Annotated in this window: 15 protein-coding genes and 1 pseudogene; 12 read left to right on the top strand and 4 right to left on the bottom strand. The window is 65.8% G+C overall.

Annotated features, from left to right (window positions below; translation table 11 throughout):
• Nucleotides 1–265 precede the first annotated feature (265 nt).
• A pseudogene (locus BLV94_RS48510) lies at nt 266–421 on the bottom strand (GmrSD restriction endonuclease domain-containing protein); the annotation flags it as partial.
• A gap of 195 nt (nt 422–616) precedes the next feature.
• On the opposite strand from BLV94_RS48510, the gene BLV94_RS49400 reads away from it, so the two are divergent.
• On the top strand, nt 617–832 hold the full coding sequence (locus tag BLV94_RS49400; protein WP_039951055.1) for a hypothetical protein: 216 nt from the start codon (nt 617–619) through the stop codon (nt 830–832).
• A 1,010-nt stretch (nt 833–1,842) separates the two neighbouring features.
• Here the strand turns inward: BLV94_RS49400 and BLV94_RS51745 are convergent.
• Nucleotides 1,843–2,154, bottom strand: a complete 312-nt coding sequence (locus BLV94_RS51745) for an adenine nucleotide alpha hydrolase family protein (protein WP_011599145.1) — start codon at nt 2,152–2,154, stop codon at nt 1,843–1,845.
• Between the two features lie 187 nt (nt 2,155–2,341).
• Here BLV94_RS51745 and BLV94_RS07060 point away from each other — a divergent pair, with 187 nt between their 5' ends.
• Nucleotides 2,342–2,545, top strand: coding sequence for a hypothetical protein (locus BLV94_RS07060; RefSeq protein ID WP_007296982.1), 204 nt, complete (start codon nt 2,342–2,344; stop codon nt 2,543–2,545).
• Between the two features lie 399 nt (nt 2,546–2,944).
• Here BLV94_RS07060 and BLV94_RS07050 read toward each other — a convergent pair whose 3' ends face one another.
• Entirely contained in the window at nt 2,945–3,826 is an 882-nt protein-coding gene (locus BLV94_RS07050) for a pentapeptide repeat-containing protein (protein ID WP_244163535.1), read from the bottom strand.
• A 353-nt stretch (nt 3,827–4,179) separates the two neighbouring features.
• Here BLV94_RS07050 and BLV94_RS07045 point away from each other — a divergent pair, with 353 nt between their 5' ends.
• The 4 genes from BLV94_RS07045 (at nt 4,180) to BLV94_RS07020 (ending at nt 7,668) form a co-directional block, all read left to right on the top strand.
• Nucleotides 4,180–4,377, top strand: coding sequence for a three-helix bundle dimerization domain-containing protein (locus tag BLV94_RS07045; RefSeq protein WP_124396242.1), 198 nt, complete (start codon nt 4,180–4,182; stop codon nt 4,375–4,377).
• A 799-nt stretch (nt 4,378–5,176) separates the two neighbouring features.
• Nucleotides 5,177–6,142 (top strand): type IV toxin-antitoxin system AbiEi family antitoxin domain-containing protein, encoded by a 966-nt coding sequence (locus BLV94_RS07030; protein ID WP_011599139.1) that lies wholly within the window; start codon nt 5,177–5,179, stop codon nt 6,140–6,142.
• Entirely contained in the window at nt 6,139–7,053 is a 915-nt protein-coding gene (locus tag BLV94_RS07025) for a nucleotidyl transferase AbiEii/AbiGii toxin family protein (protein WP_072943922.1), read from the top strand. The genes BLV94_RS07030 and BLV94_RS07025 overlap by 4 nt, the downstream gene beginning before the upstream one ends.
• A gap of 375 nt (nt 7,054–7,428) precedes the next feature.
• Complete coding sequence (locus BLV94_RS07020) at nt 7,429–7,668, top strand: hypothetical protein (RefSeq protein WP_225858531.1); 240 nt, start codon at nt 7,429–7,431, stop codon at nt 7,666–7,668.
• A gap of 1 nt (nt 7,669) precedes the next feature.
• Here the strand turns inward: BLV94_RS07020 and BLV94_RS07015 are convergent, their stop codons facing one another.
• A complete protein-coding gene (locus tag BLV94_RS07015) occupies nt 7,670–8,377 on the bottom strand; it encodes a hypothetical protein (RefSeq protein WP_072943920.1) in 708 nt (235 codons plus the stop codon).
• Between the two features lie 912 nt (nt 8,378–9,289).
• On the opposite strand from BLV94_RS07015, the gene BLV94_RS07005 reads away from it, so the two are divergent.
• The 6 genes from BLV94_RS07005 (at nt 9,290) to BLV94_RS06980 (ending at nt 15,592) form a co-directional block, all read left to right on the top strand.
• The gene (locus BLV94_RS07005; protein ID WP_007296989.1) at nt 9,290–10,126 is read left to right on the top strand and encodes a phosphoenolpyruvate hydrolase family protein; all 837 of its coding nucleotides are present in this window, start codon (nt 9,290–9,292) and stop codon (nt 10,124–10,126) included.
• 56 nt (nt 10,127–10,182) lie between these two features.
• Nucleotides 10,183–10,992, top strand: coding sequence for an SDR family NAD(P)-dependent oxidoreductase (locus BLV94_RS07000; RefSeq protein ID WP_007296990.1), 810 nt, complete (start codon nt 10,183–10,185; stop codon nt 10,990–10,992).
• 12 nt (nt 10,993–11,004) lie between these two features.
• Nucleotides 11,005–12,264 (top strand): Tm-1-like ATP-binding domain-containing protein, encoded by a 1,260-nt coding sequence (locus BLV94_RS06995; protein WP_007296991.1) that lies wholly within the window; start codon nt 11,005–11,007, stop codon nt 12,262–12,264.
• A complete protein-coding gene (locus BLV94_RS06990) occupies nt 12,257–13,276 on the top strand; it encodes a Gfo/Idh/MocA family protein (RefSeq protein WP_007296992.1) in 1,020 nt (339 codons plus the stop codon). Before BLV94_RS06995 ends, BLV94_RS06990 begins: the two co-directional genes overlap by 8 nt.
• A 10-nt stretch (nt 13,277–13,286) precedes the next feature.
• On the top strand, nt 13,287–14,627 hold the full coding sequence (locus BLV94_RS06985; protein ID WP_072943913.1) for an MFS transporter: 1,341 nt from the start codon (nt 13,287–13,289) through the stop codon (nt 14,625–14,627).
• A 152-nt stretch (nt 14,628–14,779) separates the two neighbouring features.
• On the top strand, nt 14,780–15,592 hold the full coding sequence (locus tag BLV94_RS06980; protein ID WP_011599136.1) for a mycofactocin-coupled SDR family oxidoreductase: 813 nt from the start codon (nt 14,780–14,782) through the stop codon (nt 15,590–15,592).
• Nucleotides 15,593–15,959 lie beyond the last annotated feature (367 nt).

Below are 15,959 nucleotides of genomic sequence, written 5' to 3'. Positions count from 1 at the left end.
ATTTTCACACCGCGAAACGGCTGGGGAACCAACCGCTCCAACAGCAACGAGTGCGACCCGCGGCACCGCACATCAGCCAGCCCGCCGTCGGATTCCGCGGTGCGGCCGGGCGCACCGCGGAATCGCCGCAGCCGTCCGCACCGGCCTGGCCAACCGGGAAGACCCGGAACGCATCGAAGGCCGGATCCGAGACGCCGAGGCCGGATCCCGCGGACGCTACGGTAGTGACCGGCGGCTTTTCCCGAATCCGGATAGCGCGTAGTGGTCAGCAGGAGTGCAGGACCTGGCTCATCACGTCCTTCTCCGCCTGGGTCACCCACAACCGGTAGAGGGCTTTGACGTCGATCTGCCGGGAGATGTAGGTGCATCGGTAGGCGTTGTTCGGCGGCAACCAGGATGCGGCGTCGGAATCAGGTGACCGGTATGTCCACGAACACCATTGAGCGGCGGGGAGATGAAGGTGGTTGCTATAGAGCGGGTAGCGGCCGCATGCCTCTCCGGTCTGCTTCGGGAAGCGCTGCAGGACTTTATCGTTGATCAGCGAACGTCCCCCGGGCCGCCGATATGGTTGTTGGCACTGTCGCGATTCGAGCGTTGAGGGGAGGGCTGGAGGCGAGTGGATGGGTTCTGGTGGGGAGTCGTGTCGGTGGTGGGTGCGGTGTATCTGTTGGGGATGGTCGCCGCGGTGGGAGTGATGTGGCGGGCGGAGCGGTTCTTCGCGCCGGCGGCGGTGACGCCGCGCCGCGCGGGCTGTCGTGCCATCTGGTGCCACCGCACGTATGCGGTGGCGATCGCCGCGGTGGCGTGGCCGCTGGTACTCGTGCGGTCGTGACGTCTGTGGAGGTTGCCATCTGTACCGGCATCGGCCCTCCTCGGAGTGGCGCTACCGGGCTTCTCGTGGATCGGCATATTGTGGGGTCTGGCATCCGAAGCGTCTGTGATCGGCAGTGAGGGGCAATGGTATGGCTAGCGACTCCGGTTCTGCGGGTGTGGGAGGGCGTCGGCGTGAGGTGTCTGTCGCGGAGGGGCTTCGTGAGGAGCCGCGGGCGTGGGTACCGGCCGACGATCGTTGGATCGCTGAGCTGGTTGCCGAGGAATCCTCACCTCTGATGGGTGCTTCTGTATCTGATGACGATGGTCCGCGAGTGCAGACCCGTGAGCATCCGGATGCCCGTGATGTGATTGCGGGCCTTCTTCGCGGGAGGCGAAGGTGACGGCGCTGTAGTTACCCGTATACCCCGGGTTTTACGGACCTTCCGGGATTCGGCGCCTGGGCGGCCCCGATGTTGACAATGCCTTCGCCGCGGACGTCCTCGCCGAGTTCACCTGCATGGGCTGGTTGGGCGGGCGCGGATCGGGTACGGCCAGTCAGATCGCCACCACCATCACCGAGCAGGGAGTCACGTGCTTCCGTGCTTCCTGGAGGATTGGTGGGAGATCGTTGCCGCACGGCGTGATGAGGCCCTTCAAACCCTGCTCTCGCTCCCCGTATGACCCCTCCACGTATCGCCGCTGGTGGATCCGCGACCGCATGGCCGCCGACGTCGCGCACGGGGCGCTGTGGGGGGAAGTCCCATCCCGCAGAGCCCCGCGGACTACAGGCTCAGTGCGTACGCCGAGCGCTTCGGTTCGCGATCGCCCGCCCCCTCCGACGCCTCTGTGCTCGACACGCTCATCGCGGCGATCGAAGTACGCCTCGGCGTCGTGCCCGACGCGGTTTTCGCGATCCCCGGCGTCGGAGCTGCGCATGACCCGGCGTCGGCATGACCCGGCGGCGAGCACAGCTGGACCCGCGTCGGTCGTAGCGTCGCCGGTGGCCCGGTTCGGTGCACACTGGGACCCCTACGCGTCCGCTGCCAACGGCCGCCCGCGTAGGTCCACTACGTGGATGTTGGCCAAGTGCACCGGGCCGGGCGGTGCGGAGTCGAAGAACACCACCGGCACATCGGTTTCGACGCGGCGGGCGAGGTCGAGGACGACGAGGGAGTCTTTGCCGGAGGACGCCGCGTACCGGTCGTGGGCGGCCAGGTGCGCGTCCATCCGGGCCGCGAAGTCCGCGACGGCTGCGCTGCGGCACCGGGCTTGGCCGACGGTGCCCGGAGGCCCGCTCGATGCGGTGAGGCCCAGGCCTGGGTCCTGTGTCGTCGTCGACACAGCGGTCAGGCTCCGAACTCGCCCCACACGTCACCGAACCGCTCCCGCGTCGACGTGGGGACCTATCCGCCGTACGGGTGCTAATAGTCGATAGAGCGGCGCAACGGTGGTGTCGGGGGCGGCGCCGAGATGCGACAGGCCGTCGCCGATCCTCGGTATCGGCGGTGGTCTGCGGTTGAATGGGGGTATGGGGTCGTCCGCGGTGGAGCAGCTGTGGCAGACGTTGTCCGAGAACGAGTTGGCGTTGGTGTGTGTCCGGGGCCCGGAGTGTGAGTGGGCGGATCTGATGACGGCCGCGGACGATGGGGTGGGGGAGCTGACCTGGCTGGCCCGGGAGACGAGCGAGATCGCCGAGCAATACCCGCACGGCGCCGTCACTTCGGTGTCGTGACGGCGTCGAACCTCACTGCGGCGGAGTAGGACGCGGTGTAGGCCGCCTACACCGCCGCCGTCGTCGGTATCCCGGACCACGCCGAGCCTGCGGACCTGGTGGCCGGGTGCTCGCGGTGCGGCCACGCGACGCCGGTGATGAGACTGGTCGGGCAGGTGATCTCGCGGCAGTTCATCGTCGTTCGACGGTCATGGGCCGGCCTGGCCGGCTCAGGGCCGGAGGCTTGCCGGCGGCGCGCACATTGTGTCCTGCTCAATGATCGAGGTCGTGAGACCCATCTCGCGTGCCACCGTCGTTCCGGCGGATGGGTTCAGCTCCCCTTGCGTTTTCTCGATGGCACCACCTGTGTGGCGGGCGGTCCCGGCGCGGACCGGCCCTTGCCGCGGGTCTTGACCAGCGCTATGTGCTCGGAGGCGGGGTGAAGTTCTGGGGCCATGTCGTCTCGTTGTCGTATTTGATTCCGGTCAACTCCGTGCTGTCGTCGATCTGTGCGTCTGTCAGGTCGACTCGACGTAGGCGGGCGAAGGTCAGCATCGCGTTCCGCAAGTCGGCTCGGCGCAGGTGAGCGTGTGAGAGCTGCACACCCATGAGTAGTGCGCCGGACAGGTTGCAGTCGTCGAGTGTCGCGTCGAACAAGACCGTTTGGGGTAGTTGGATGCCTTGTAGGTCTGCGCTGCTGAGGTCGAATTGGCATCTGGACCAACCGTTCTCGGGTAGTCGGTCGTCGCTGATCTTGGTGTGCTGATGAATGACTTTGATCAGTGCGGCGCGGAGTTTGCGGTCGTCATCGGCGGTCGCGGTGAGGTCTCGGAGTTGGGCGCACAGCAGATCTATGCAGACTTGGCGCTCGGTATCGTTGCCGAATGCATGCCAATCGTCGGCGAGTGAAGCCAGCGCATAGGCACCGGCCATGCGGATCACCAGGGCCTTCTCGGCGAGTTGTTGGGCGACCGCGGCGTACCGAGTCCGCAGATCACGCGCTTCTTCGAGCGCATGTGTTGCGCGTAGCTGTTCCGATTGGGCTTCGATCTGCGTTCTGAGGTGTGTCTCTTGGGCCCGAAGTTGGGCCGACAGGTTGTCCGATTGCGCCGTGATCTGCGAGGTCAGGTTCTCCCGATCGGCCGCTATCTGCCTCTGCGTGTTCTCCTCCGCGCCGCGGCGGGTTATCCATGCACCCCACACAGCGAGTGAGGCCGCGACGATCGCACCCATACCCGCCAACAGTGTGGCTTGCCCCGGAGTCAGGTCATGCCACGACTGGACTTTCAGGAATACGAACACGAGGACGGCGACTGCTGCGAGACCGACGCCGAGGACGATCAACCCCACGGCAGGTACCTGTCGGTCCTTCTTGTGTCCGGAATTGGTCGAGACCGAGTCGACGCTCACCGTTCCATCATCGCGCGTCCGGCACCTTGATGGACCCGCTTTCGTGCCTCGATTCGAGAGGCCAACCGAAGTCTTTCCGCACGAGGTGGTTCCGCGCCTGTGGGCGTAGACCAGGTGTGGGGCCGGTAGCCGCGCGCACGCGGCGGTCGCGGTCAGCGTTGAGTATTCGCTGCCCAGGATGCCCGGCCCAGAGAGGCCAGGGTGACGGACTGATGTGGTGACCGGGGGAGCGCTGGCTCTGGGGTATGAACGCAGAGGAGAAAGCCCGCCAGATCTCGCAGGTCACCGTCCGGTTGCTGAACAAGTTCCCGGCCGGGTCGCGGGAGGCGGTCGGGACCGCGGTGGCGGAAGCGGTCGCCCATTTCGTGGGATGCCCGATTCGGGATTTCGTTCGTTGCTTCTCGAGCGTGCGGCGACCACGAAGCTCGTTGCTCGAGGCGTGAGCGTCGGCGCGAGGGCGGGCGACTCGGACGCGCGCAGGCGCGGATCTTCCGTTGGCCAACTGGACACGGCGATCGATATCCTCGCGGCGCGGATCGAAACCGTCGATGCCCTGATCGAGGGCGCCCCAGGCCCACCGGCTCGCCGACTGGCTGCGCGGCGAGGCCGCTGCGCTGCGTGCCGAGCTGTAGAAGGTGCATCGGCTTATCGATGCGATCGTGTTCCGGTTTCCCGAGGTGATGACCCGCGATGCATCGGCACGCCACCGAACCGACTACCCGGACATGGTGCCCGTCACTGCCATCGGCCGTGCAGGGCCGTGTGAGGAGCCTGCCACCCGGCCTTCCGTGGGCGGCGGGTTCCGTTGTTCGCCGGCGCCCGCGCTCACCGCCCGTGCTCACCGACGGCGCTCGCTCGCTGATGCGGTGACGACGAAGGTGTCCTGGCGGCGAATTCTGTTGCGAACGACAGCCCCCGGAGCGGCGCGTCGACGACGATCACACCTGACGCCAGTTCGCCGATGTCTTCCGTCTGGCGGCCTGGCGCCTTCTGGTGCCGATCGGGCAACCGCACCGAACGGCGGGGTGGCGGAGGGTGGGCATGTTCGTCCTGGTTCGTCATGCGCACGCGGGGGAGAAGAGGAGCTGGCACGGCCCGATGCGGACCGTCCGCTGAGCATCCTCGGGTACTGGCAGGCCCGGAGTCTGGTTGCCGCGCTGAACGGCATCATCGTCAACTTAGACTGGCACGATAATTACATACGGTGCCCTGAACATTCAGTAAAGTGTGTATTATTGTGTCATGAGATCGGATAGTCGTGCTGCGCAGGTGGTGGCGCTGGCTGCTGAGCAGGGGGGTGTGGTGACCAGCCGGCAGGCGCGGGCGGTGACGTCGGTGTCGGTGCAGCAGCTCAAGCGGATGGTCGATTCGGGGGTGCTCGAGCGGTTGCATCATGGGCTGTACCGGCTGGGACGGATGCCGGAGGATGTGCATCTGGGGGAGCGGGTGGCGTGGCTGGCGCTGGACCCGGATGTGGTGGTGTGGGAGCGGCTGGATCAGCCGGTCCCGACCGGGGTGCTTTCGCATCGCACCGCCGCCGCCCTGCACGGGGTGGGGGATCTGGACGCCGATGTGGTGGAGCTGACCGCGACCCGGCGGATCCGGCTGGCGCTGCCCGGGGTGATCGTGCACCGGGGTGCGCTGTCGCGGGAGGATTGGCAGCTCGTCGACGGGCTGCCGGTGACCACCCCGGTCCGCACCATCGCCGATCTGGCCGCCGCCGGTACCGATGCGGGGCATCTGGCGTCGGTGGTCCGCGACGCCCTCACCCGAGGACTGGTCACGGTGGCGGAGGTGGTTGCGGTACTGGCCCCGCATGCCTTCGACTATGGTCACCGGGCGCTGGACGGGCAGGGTTTCCTGGAGGTGCTGATCGCGCAGGCGGGGGTGCCGGCCACCATGCTGGCGGTCGCGGACCTGGCCCGCAACACCACCACCACTACTGCGCCAACTGTGGCCGCGGCGGAGGCCGGGCAGCTGGACGTCGCCGCCCTGATGAAGGCGATGACCGAGTCGCCGCAGGCGCGGGATGCGCTGCTGCGGTCGCTCTCCGTTGCGATCGGGCAGTCCGCCGCCGGCCATATCAGCTCCGGCGCCGGGGCGGCCGCTCCCGCCCGCCGGGTCGCGGAGGACACCGGCACGACCGGATCCGATCGGACGGCACGGCCGGGCCGCTCGGCTCGGCCGGCGAAGGTGTCCGACCGGTGAGCCCGGTGCCGCGGTCCCCGCAGGCGGTGCGGGCGAGCATCACCGACCGCCTCAACCGATACGCCCACGATCACGGCCAGAACATCGCCCTGGTGCGCCGCCGATTCGTCATCGCCCGCTTCCTCAACCGCGTCTTCGATGCCGACCCGGACGGGTGGATCCTCAAGGGCGGCATCGGAATGATGGTGCGTCTGCCGCAGGCCCGCTATAGCAAGGACATCGACCTCCTCGCTGCCACCGACCTCTCGGACTCGGTCGACGAGCTGCGCCGCGCGGTCCGCGACCACCATCTCGACCACTTCCGTTTCGAGGTCGGCCCGGCCACCGAGCTCAGCCACGACAAGGGGGTCACGGTCACCGTGACGGCCTCCCTCGGCAGCAAGAAGTACGACAGCTTCTCCCTCGATGTGGTCGGCAGCCGCCGCACCCTCGTCGGAGAGATCGAACGCCGTCCGATCCCGCGGCTGGTCGACACCGACGACTTCCCACCCGAGACCAGTGTTCCGCTGTATCCGCTGGCGGATCAGATCGCCGACAAGATCTGCGCACTCTACGAGGTGCACGGTGCGGCCGGGGCGGCGTCGGGGCGGTTCCGTGATCTGGTGGATCTGCTGCTGATCAGCATGTTCCTGCCCATCGATCTCACCTCCACCGTCGATGCGGTCGAGCGGGAGCGGCGGGTGCGCGGCCTGCCCTCGCTGCCGGTCACGTTGGTGAGCCCGGGCCCGGCGTGGGCGACGCAGTGGGCCAAGACCGCCCGTAACAGTCCACTGACCGCGGACCTGCACGACCTTGAGGGCGCGCTGGCTGCGGCGGGCCGCTGCTACGACCGCATCCTCGGCTCGCTCCCCACCGCGCGACAACCGGCGGTGTGGAGTCACGGGCGCAGCGCCTGGGAGGCTCCGGAGTAGGACATCGTCAGGGACGCGGACCTTGCATGAAACCAGAGCCTGGGTGACCGCGCAGACCGAGAGTCTATCCAGGAGAGCGTCGTTCACGCGCACGGCAAGGGCAAGGAGTGGGGGAACTGCCGTGAGCGGGCTGGGTGGCGTGTGGTGGCGGGTGAATTCAGATTCCGTCGGTACCGAACTCGGCCGGTCTTTACACTCTCATTACGCTCGGCGGGGCGGTAGTTCGTGCTGTAACGAGAGAGGGACGGTGCAGGAGGTGACGGATCAAGCGAGCGGACCCGGCGGTGACGCCGAATTGAGTCCGGTGGAGCGATGGTTGGCCAACAGCAAACCCTCGAGTCACACGAGCCGGAGCCCTTCGTCCCCTCCGTCCCCGTGGTGGACTTGACTGCTCCGGGCGGTTTCGTCTATGTGCCGCCGCCGCGGCCACCGTCGCCGCTTCCGGTGAACTACACGCCGAACATCGTCGCCGGGTTGGTTGCGTGCTTGGCGATCGTTGTCGGCAGTCTCGGTCCGTGGGCGACCTCCCTCAGTGTCGGGGTGGCGGGCACCGAGGGTGACGGGAAGATCACGTTGGTGTTGGCTGTGCGGACCGACACCGAGCCGTACAGGTAGATCAGAGGCTGGCGGTGTCGGTGTCGACGTCCCGGTGATCGGACCCGGCGTGCGGCCGGTTGATGTGTTCGGCGCATCGCAGGGTGACGGACCAGAACTGGTCGAGGTCGGGGAGGTCGGCGATGGGGAAGCCTTTCTCTGTGGATTGGTGTCCTGGCCGACGAGGTGGGCGAGTTCGGCGAACCCACGGTGGTATTTGATCTTGTCGTACGTACTGGTACCAGTTGCCGTAGGCCATCAGCTGCCCGGTCTTGTTGATCCACAGTTGGATCGGCGCGTACCGCAGCCCGTAGGGGTGGAAGACGATTCCACCGCCGGGTTTGTTGCCGTACCAGAGGTCGTCGTGGGTTCCGCGCCGGCCGTCGACCTGGCCGAGTAGCGCGAAGAGTTTCTCGGCGCTCGCGTGGTCGGTGTCGGAGCCGATGGCGTCGAGGAAGGTTTCCTTCGTCCATCGGGTGGTGGTGCCGGCCGAGGCGCGGGTTTTGGCTGCGGCGATCTCGCCGCCGTAGGTGGAGGGGATGAGGATTTCGAGGTCGCCGTCCCGGCGTATGTCGTCGCGGGTGATCTCGTTGAGGTACTCGACGGGGGCGTCGGCGATGATCCGCTGGAGGTGATCCTCGTTGACGTATGCGGTCATCTCCGGGGTGGCCCAGGCGCTCGTGGATCCGACACGGCGCACCAGCACGCCCAGATCGGGATCGTGGGTCATCGACTGCTCCTCGCTATGGATTCGTCGCTTTTCGAGTATGCGCGAAGGGTTCCCGGCCAGCAGGCTGTGGATCGTCGACTCCTGCCGCCGGCGAAACCTGGCGTTACCACATCGTGGGCCCCAACGCGCAGGTTCTCGGTCTGGTCCGTGCTGCTCTGTGCTTGCTGGGGCGCTGCGGCGAGGCCCAGCGGGGGTGGCGGCGTGGGCGGCGGAGGCGCGGGCCGCTGGGGCTGGGACTCTGTAGCGGCCTGGTGCAGCCGGTTGGTGTCAGTAGCTCACGCCGGCAAAGAGTTTCGGATCGGTGATGCAGCCGGCTTCGCGGCCGTTGGCTGTTGTATCTCACCTGAGGTGGGTTTGTTGCCGCATCGGTCGGCGCCGATGACGGGGGTTCCGTCGGGTCAGTAGCAGCCGCTGTTGTAGCAGGAGTATCCGCGATCGGAGGTGGTGCCGACGGGTGTTCATGTGACGGCATCGGGGTAGGTGCCGTTGGTGTAGGGGTTGCGGCCAATCGCACCGTCGCATTCGAAGGTGTTGGCTTCCTGCTTTTGGCGGAGGTATTTGTCGCCCCCGAGCTGGTGGACGCATCATCGCGAGAAGGCGAGGGTGCGCCGGTCCGATGACGATTGTGTCCGAAATGTCACTGGTCGAAGAGCCATTCGTGTTCTGGGAACTGTTTGGTGCTGGACCGGGGCGTCGCTGATGACGTGTGGGTACTGATGACGTGTGGGTGGATACGAGGGGACTCACCGGTGCTGTCGCGCCCTCGTTCGGGGTGGTCTCGTCCCGTCCGCGCGGACGGTGTCTGTGCCCCTGCCCGAAGGTTGACTTCGAATGTCGACAGAGTTATGTTGATATTCGACATAAATAAGTGATGGCGGTCACGCTATCGACGGTTTTGGAAAGGGCGGTCCGATGTCGTTCACCCGAGAGCAGGTTGTCGACCGACTAAATACGCAAGTCAGTGATCAGCGTCCGATTGTTGGCGCCGGGGCGGGCACTGGGATCTCGGCGAAGTTCATCGAGCGCGGCGGGGCCGATGTCATCATCGTGTACAACTCCGGCCGGTTCCGGATGGCGGGACACAGCTCGATGTGCGGGCTCCTTCCGCTCGGCGACGCCAATGCGATCGTTCTGGAGATGGGCGAGCGTGAAGTTCTGCCGGTTGTTCACAACACACCGGTCATTGCGGGCGTGAATGGGACGGATCCGACTCGGGACATGCGCCGCCTGCTCGAACAGGTTGCGGCCGCAGGCTTCTCCGGCGTGAACAATTTTCCGACAGTGGGCCTGTTCGACGGTCGCATCCGGGAGGAACTCGAGGCATCGGGTCTGGGCTTCCAGCGTGAGGTCGAGATGATCGAGATCGCCCACCAGCTAGGTCTGTTCACCATCGTCTACGTCTTCACCCCACAGGAAGCCGCGGCCATGGCAGCGGTCGGGGCCGACGCGGTGATCGCCCACATGGGGCTGACGGTGGGCGGCAGCATCGGGATGTCGACCGACGGCGCATTCTCCCTCGAAGACGCCTGCGATCGGGTTCAGGCGATCGGGGAGGCGGCACTGGCGGCGAAGGCCGACGTCATTGTTCTGTGCCACGGTGGGCCCATAGCGACACCATCGGACGCCGAGTACGTCATGAAGCGATCGAACGCCGTGGGCTTCGTCGGAGCCTCCAGCATGGAACGGCTTCCGGTCGAAGAAGCTCTGACACAGACAACCGCGGCGTTCAAGGCAACAACGACCGCCTGAGCCAGGAACTGATCCCTGTCTACCCCCACTACATCGCCAGATCAAGAAGGACCACCATGACCGCCCACCTGCACGACAACTTCGACTGGAACGCCGTCGGCGACAAACTCACCAACACCGTCACGCTGGTCGTCGGTGGAGCCCGCGGAACGGGCAAGACGACCGCCGACAACCTTCTGCAGCTCGGTGCCCGAGTCGCCATCTCTGACCTGAACAAAGAACGAGTCGATGCCGTCGCCGAGGAATTCAAGCACTACGGCGACCGATTCCTCGGCGTCGCCGGAGATGCCACCCGGCCCGACGACGCAGAGCGCGTGGCCGCCCAGACCGTCGAAAAATTCGGCGCGCTGCACAATGTCGTGTACTCGGCCGGCGCCTACCGCGCCCAACGTCCCACACTCGAGATCGCCAGTGAGGAATGGGATCTCATCATCGATTCGAATCTCAAGGGCGCTTTCATCAGCTACCAGGCGACGATCCCGCACATCGCTAAATCCGGCGGCGGCGCACTGGTGAGTATCTCATCGCTGGCCGGGCGCACCTCGAGTCCGTTCCTCGGCTGCCATTACTCGGCCGCCAAAGCAGGAATTCTCGGGCTGACCAGGCACATCGCCAAAGAATTCGGCCCGCAGAACATCCGCGCAAACTCCATATGTCCTGGAGGGATCATCGGGGTCCGCATGAATGACCTGCTCACCGACCTGCACCGTGAAGCGGATCTCGTGGAGTTGGCCAAGCAGACCCCGTTGGGCCGCAACGTATACGAGCAGGATGTCGTCGGGGCCACACTGTTTCTGCTGTCGGATCTGTCTCGTTTCATCACCGGCGCCACCCTGGACGTCAACGGCGGCATCCTCACCCTCTGACAGGACAACACCGTGACCACAACAGTCGCCCTGATAGCGGCGCTCGACACCAAGGCGGACGACGCCGGCTACATCCGCGCGCGTTTGCGCGAGCATGGATTGCGGGTGCACCTCATCGACGTCGGCGTGCTCGACGAGCCCCTACTTCACGCGGACAGCACCCGCGAGGAGGTCGCGGACTCCGCCGGAATGGACCTGGGTGTTCTCCGGCGGCGGCACGATCGCTCGTCGGCGGTCGACGTCATGGGTGCCGGCGCCCGCCGCATAGTCGAGGATCTGGTCGCCACCGAGAGCATTCAGGGTGTCTTCGCGCTCGGTGGCGGTGCAGGAACCACGATCGGATCGATCGTCATGCGGGATCTGCCGCTCGGTTTTCCGAAAGCGATCTTGTCCACTGTGGCTTCGGGGAACACCGCGAACTACGTCGGCACCTCCGACATCGTGATGTTCCCGTCGATAGTGGACGTCGCCGGTCTCAACCGGATCAGCAGCGTGACCTACACCCAAGCCGCTGACGCGTTCGCGGGGATGGTGAACGGCCTGAGCACCAGACCGGACGTCTCACCGACAGCGGACCGGCCCCTTGTCGCGGCCTCGATGTTCGGTGTCACCACCCAGGCTGTCATGTGCGCCAAAAGTATTCTCGAGAACGCGGGATGCGAAGTTGTCGTCTTCCACGCCACCGGTACTGGCGGACGGACGATGGAACGCCTGATCTCGGAGGGCTACTTCGACGCAGTTCTCGACCTCACCACCACCGAATGGTCCGACGAGGTCGTCGGCGGCATTCTGTCTGCGGGACCTACACGCCTCGAAAGCGCCGCCCGGCACGGCGTACCCCAAGTCGTATCTCTCGGGGCCACCGACATGGTGAACTTCGGAGCACCGGACACCATCCCTGGCACCTTTGCGAACCGTCTGCTCTACCACCACAACGCCGAGAACACGCTGATGCGGGTCACCAGCGATGAGGCACGACAAATCGGCGAGGCGATCGGCAGAAAACTCCGCCTCGCCACCGGACCGTGTACCCTGCTGATTCCCCTGCGCGGTACCTCGGCACTCGATGCCGAAGGAGAACCCTTCGACCGCCCCGAGGCCCGCCGCGACCTGTTCGACGCCGTCAAGTCGTCCCTGGACGGCTCGGCGGTGACCGTGATCGACATCGACCAGCACATCAACGACGAGGTCTTCGCGACCTCTGCTGCCCGTCTACTGCTCGACTACCTCAGCCACGTCCCCTACACAGCCCAAGCGAGCAACCATGCCTGAGAACGACAAACTCCGCGTTGCCCTGATCGGCCCCGGTCGGATCGCTGCCGCGCACTTACCCGCCATTGTCTCCGCCAGCGACGTTGCCACCCTTGTCGCGGTCGCAGGCCTGCCCCACGAGAAAGAACGCACCGAGGATCTGGCAGGTCGATACGCGGCCGAGCGTGCGGTCCACGATGCCGAAGCGGTCATCCTGGCCGACGACATAGACGCGGTCGTCCTCACCGTCCCCAACCATGTGCACGCGCCGCTGACCAAGGCCTTGGTCGAAAACGGCAAGCACGTGCTCATCGAGAAACCGCTCGCCACCTCGCTAGCGGACGCCGACACCATGATCGACGCCGCCGCAGCCAATGGCCGCGTGCTCATGGTCGCCCACTGCCGACGCTTCTTCGAGGGAGCCCAGACCGCAAAGAAGCGGGTAGCGGACCTCGGTCGTCCCCTGACCCTGACCCATACCCTGGGCGTCTTCGCGGAGCACGTGGCAACGCAGTGGTGGAAGTCCGCCTCCGACACCGGCGGGCTCGCTCTGGGGCTCAACGGTCCGCACGTCCTCGACACCATGCTCTGGCTCATCAGCAGCCGTCCCACTCGGGTGTACGCCCAGACGCGGCGCCTGCGTGATCTGTGGGAGGGCGAAGACGAGGCCATGCTGATGGTCGAATTCGAGGACGGCAGCCTCGCCTCCGGCTACATCTCCCTGAACACCCGAGTCCCGGTGAACGACAGACTCATCAACGGACCGCAGGGCAGCATGCGGCTCACCGACGACCGGAACCTCTGGGTGAACAACATTCCCGCGGTGCAGGAAGAAGTCGTTCCCTACATCAACGGAGACTCCTCCTTCGACAACCAATTCCGGGAGTTCGTCGACGCGATTGCTACGGGCAGAACCCCGCAGTCCTCCGCGGAGGAAGCACGAACAGTGGTCGCCCTCATGGAGGCAGCCCACACATCCCAAGCGACCGGGCAGCCCGTCGACCTCGACGCCTACCTGACGACCAGAATCTGAGGGAAAACCCATGTCCAGCAACAGTACGACCGCGAACCAGGCGCCGCCGACCTCACGTCGAGGGCTCGCCCGCGTCGTCGCCTCCAGCACCACCGGTATGGCGCTGGAGGCCTATGACTTCCTGCTGTACGGCTCCGCGGCTGCCCTGGTATTCAACAAACTGTTCTTTCCCGCCGAGGACCCGATCGTGGGCACGTTGCTCGCCTTCCTCAGCTATGCCCTCGGGTTCTTCGCCCGCCCCATCGGCGGACTCGTCTTCGGCCACTTCGGGGACCGCATCGGCCGCAAGCCGCTGCTGATCATCAGCCTGGTCCTGATGGGCGGCGCCACCTTCGCGATCGGACTGCTACCGACCTACGCGGCCATCGGGGTGTGGTCGGCCATCGCACTGAGCGCACTTCGCCTCATCCAGGGCTTTGCCCTGGGCGGCGAGTGGGGCGGAGCGATGCTCCTGGTCGCCGAGCGGGTGCCGGCCCGACGACGCGGCGCGTGGACCAGCCTGCCCGAGGCCGGAATCCCACTGGGCAACCTCATCGCCACCGGAGTCCTCGCCGTGCTCGCCGCCACACTCGATGACGACGCCTTCCTCGACTGGGGATGGCGTATCCCCTTCCTGCTGTCCGCCGTGCTTCTGGTCGTGGGCTACTGGATCCGGTCCAAGGTCGAGGACGCACCGTTGTTCGTGGAGGCACACGAACAGGCAGAGAAGGCGGTGGCGGAGGAAGCCCCCGCCCGAACCGTTCTGCGCGAGCACCGCCGCGAGCTCGCCGCGTGTGCGAGTGCACGCTTGACCGAAAACATCGTGTACTACGTCCTGACCGCGTTCATCCTCGTGTACGCCGTCGAGCGGAGCGGCGTCGACAAGAGCGTGGTGTTGAATGCACTCGTCCTCGCCAACGTCATCCAGCTTGTCGCGACACCCTTTTTCGGTGCGCTGTCGGACAAACTCGGTCGCCGCCCCGTGCTGCTCGGCGGAGCGATCGGCACCGCCGTCTGGATCTGGATATTCTTCTGGCTCCTCGACACCGGGAGCTCGCCACTGGTTTTTCTGGCCATGGTCGGTGGGCTCATCTTCCACTCGGCCCTCTACGGGCCTCAGGCAGCGTTCTTCGCCGAGCAGTTCCCCACCAGGGTCCGATACACGGGCATGTCGATCAGTGCCCAGGTCACGACCGTGATCGGTGGCGCCATAGCGCCGTTGATTGCCATTGCCCTGCTCGGCGCCTTCGACTCGTCGATTCCCGTGGCCATCTACGTGGTCACCGTCGCAGTGATCACCACCATCGGAGTCGGACTGGCGAAGGAAACCCACCGCAGGGACCTCGCGACGATGCACGACACCGCGGGCTGACCCCCGCGCGGGGCGACGGACCCCCCGCACCCTGAGCGACAAACAGAGAACGGATCCGCATCGGCGCCGACATCACAACTGCGTCGTCGCCCACCCCCGCCTGAAATCAGCAACACCTGCGGAGGCAACCGCACAAGCAGAGAGGAATCGTCATGACAGGACGACTCGCAGGAAAAGTGGCACTCATCTCGGGTGCCGCACGAGGTCAAGGCAGGTCCCACGCGATCCGCATGGCACAAGAAGGCGCGGACATCCTCGCATTCGACGTATGCCGGCAACTCGACACGGTGCAATACCCCCTGGCCAGCTCCGAGGATTTGAAGGAAACACAGCGACTCGTCGAAACACTCGGACGGCGCATCCTGACCGCCGAGATCGATGTACGCGACGCGGACACCATGGCGCAGTTCGTCGACACCGGGGTGGCCGAGTTCGGCCGGCTCGACATCATCTGCGCCAACGCCGCCTTCACCTGCTTCGTTCCCAACACCTGGTCGATCACCGAGCAAGAGTGGGACGAGATGATCGGTGTCAACCTGACCGGGGTGTGGAAGACCGTCAAGGCCGCCATCCCCGCAATGATCGAGGCGGGTCATGGAGGGTGCATCGCCATCACCAGTTCGTCCGCAGGTACCAAGGGTATGGTCAACCTCGCACATTATGTCTCCGCCAAACACGGTGTCGTCGGCCTGATGCGGACACTCGCCAATGAGCTGGCTCCGCACATGATTCGGGTGAACACCCTCCATCCGACTGGCGTCAACACGAAACTGATCAACAACGATCACGTCCGCGGGTTCCTCGAGACGCACCCCGAGTGGGACGCCAACATGGCCAACGCGCTTCCGGTGGACATGGTCGAACCCGAGGACATCAGCAATGCCATCGTATGGCTGGCGTCCGAGGAAGGTCGCTACGTCACCGGAGTCAGCTTGCCGGTCGACGCCGGTTTCGCCGGTCGCTGACACCCGTGGTGCCAAGTGCGCCACCCAGGTCCGGGGGCGCCGCTTACGCGGCGGAAGAGGAAGAGTAGCTACCGGTCCTCTCCCGCCACGTGAGCGGGCAGGAAACGACAATAACGGTCCCCGTAGCCCCACCCCGCCGGTGCCCCTCCAAACCGAGAACACCTCACCGGAGGGCACCGGATTGGCGGCGCATACCCCGGTCGATCAGAGAGAACAGATGCGGTCATGCCCGAACACCCTCAGCGTGAACATACGTGGACGAGGTCCGGATGGACACCGGATCCGCGAACCCGTCAGGTCCGTCGCCAGCATGAGCACTCTGCGATAGAAGCCGATGTGCGTAAGTATCGACAACGACATCGGCAAC

Origin of the sequence: Rhodococcus koreensis, from assembly GCF_900105905.1 — a bacterium.
Lineage (GTDB): Bacteria > Actinomycetota > Actinomycetes > Mycobacteriales > Mycobacteriaceae > Rhodococcus_F > Rhodococcus_F koreensis.
The sequence above is the reverse complement of the archived record's forward strand: the minus strand, read 5'-3'. Positions and strand labels throughout refer to the sequence as shown.

Bases quoted from the DNA above. Each gene is read 5' to 3' on its own strand.
- BLV94_RS07005 (WP_007296989.1), top strand. From the start codon at position 9,290: ATGTCGTTCACCCGAGAGCAGGTTGTCGACCGACTAAATACGCAAGTC.
- BLV94_RS07030 (WP_011599139.1), top strand. From the start codon at position 5,177: ATGAGATCGGATAGTCGTGCTGCGCAGGTGGTGGCGCTGGCTGCTGAG.
- BLV94_RS06990 (WP_007296992.1), top strand. From the start codon at position 12,257: ATGCCTGAGAACGACAAACTCCGCGTTGCCCTGATCGGCCCCGGTCGG.
- BLV94_RS07000 (WP_007296990.1), top strand. From the start codon at position 10,183: ATGACCGCCCACCTGCACGACAACTTCGACTGGAACGCCGTCGGCGAC.
- BLV94_RS07015 (WP_072943920.1), bottom strand. From the start codon at position 8,377: ATGACCCACGATCCCGATCTGGGCGTGCTGGTGCGCCGTGTCGGATCC.
- BLV94_RS06980 (WP_011599136.1), top strand. From the start codon at position 14,780: ATGACAGGACGACTCGCAGGAAAAGTGGCACTCATCTCGGGTGCCGCA.
- BLV94_RS07060 (WP_007296982.1), top strand. From the start codon at position 2,342: ATGGGGTCGTCCGCGGTGGAGCAGCTGTGGCAGACGTTGTCCGAGAAC.
- BLV94_RS06985 (WP_072943913.1), top strand. From the start codon at position 13,287: ATGTCCAGCAACAGTACGACCGCGAACCAGGCGCCGCCGACCTCACGT.
- BLV94_RS07045 (WP_124396242.1), top strand. From the start codon at position 4,180: ATGAACGCAGAGGAGAAAGCCCGCCAGATCTCGCAGGTCACCGTCCGG.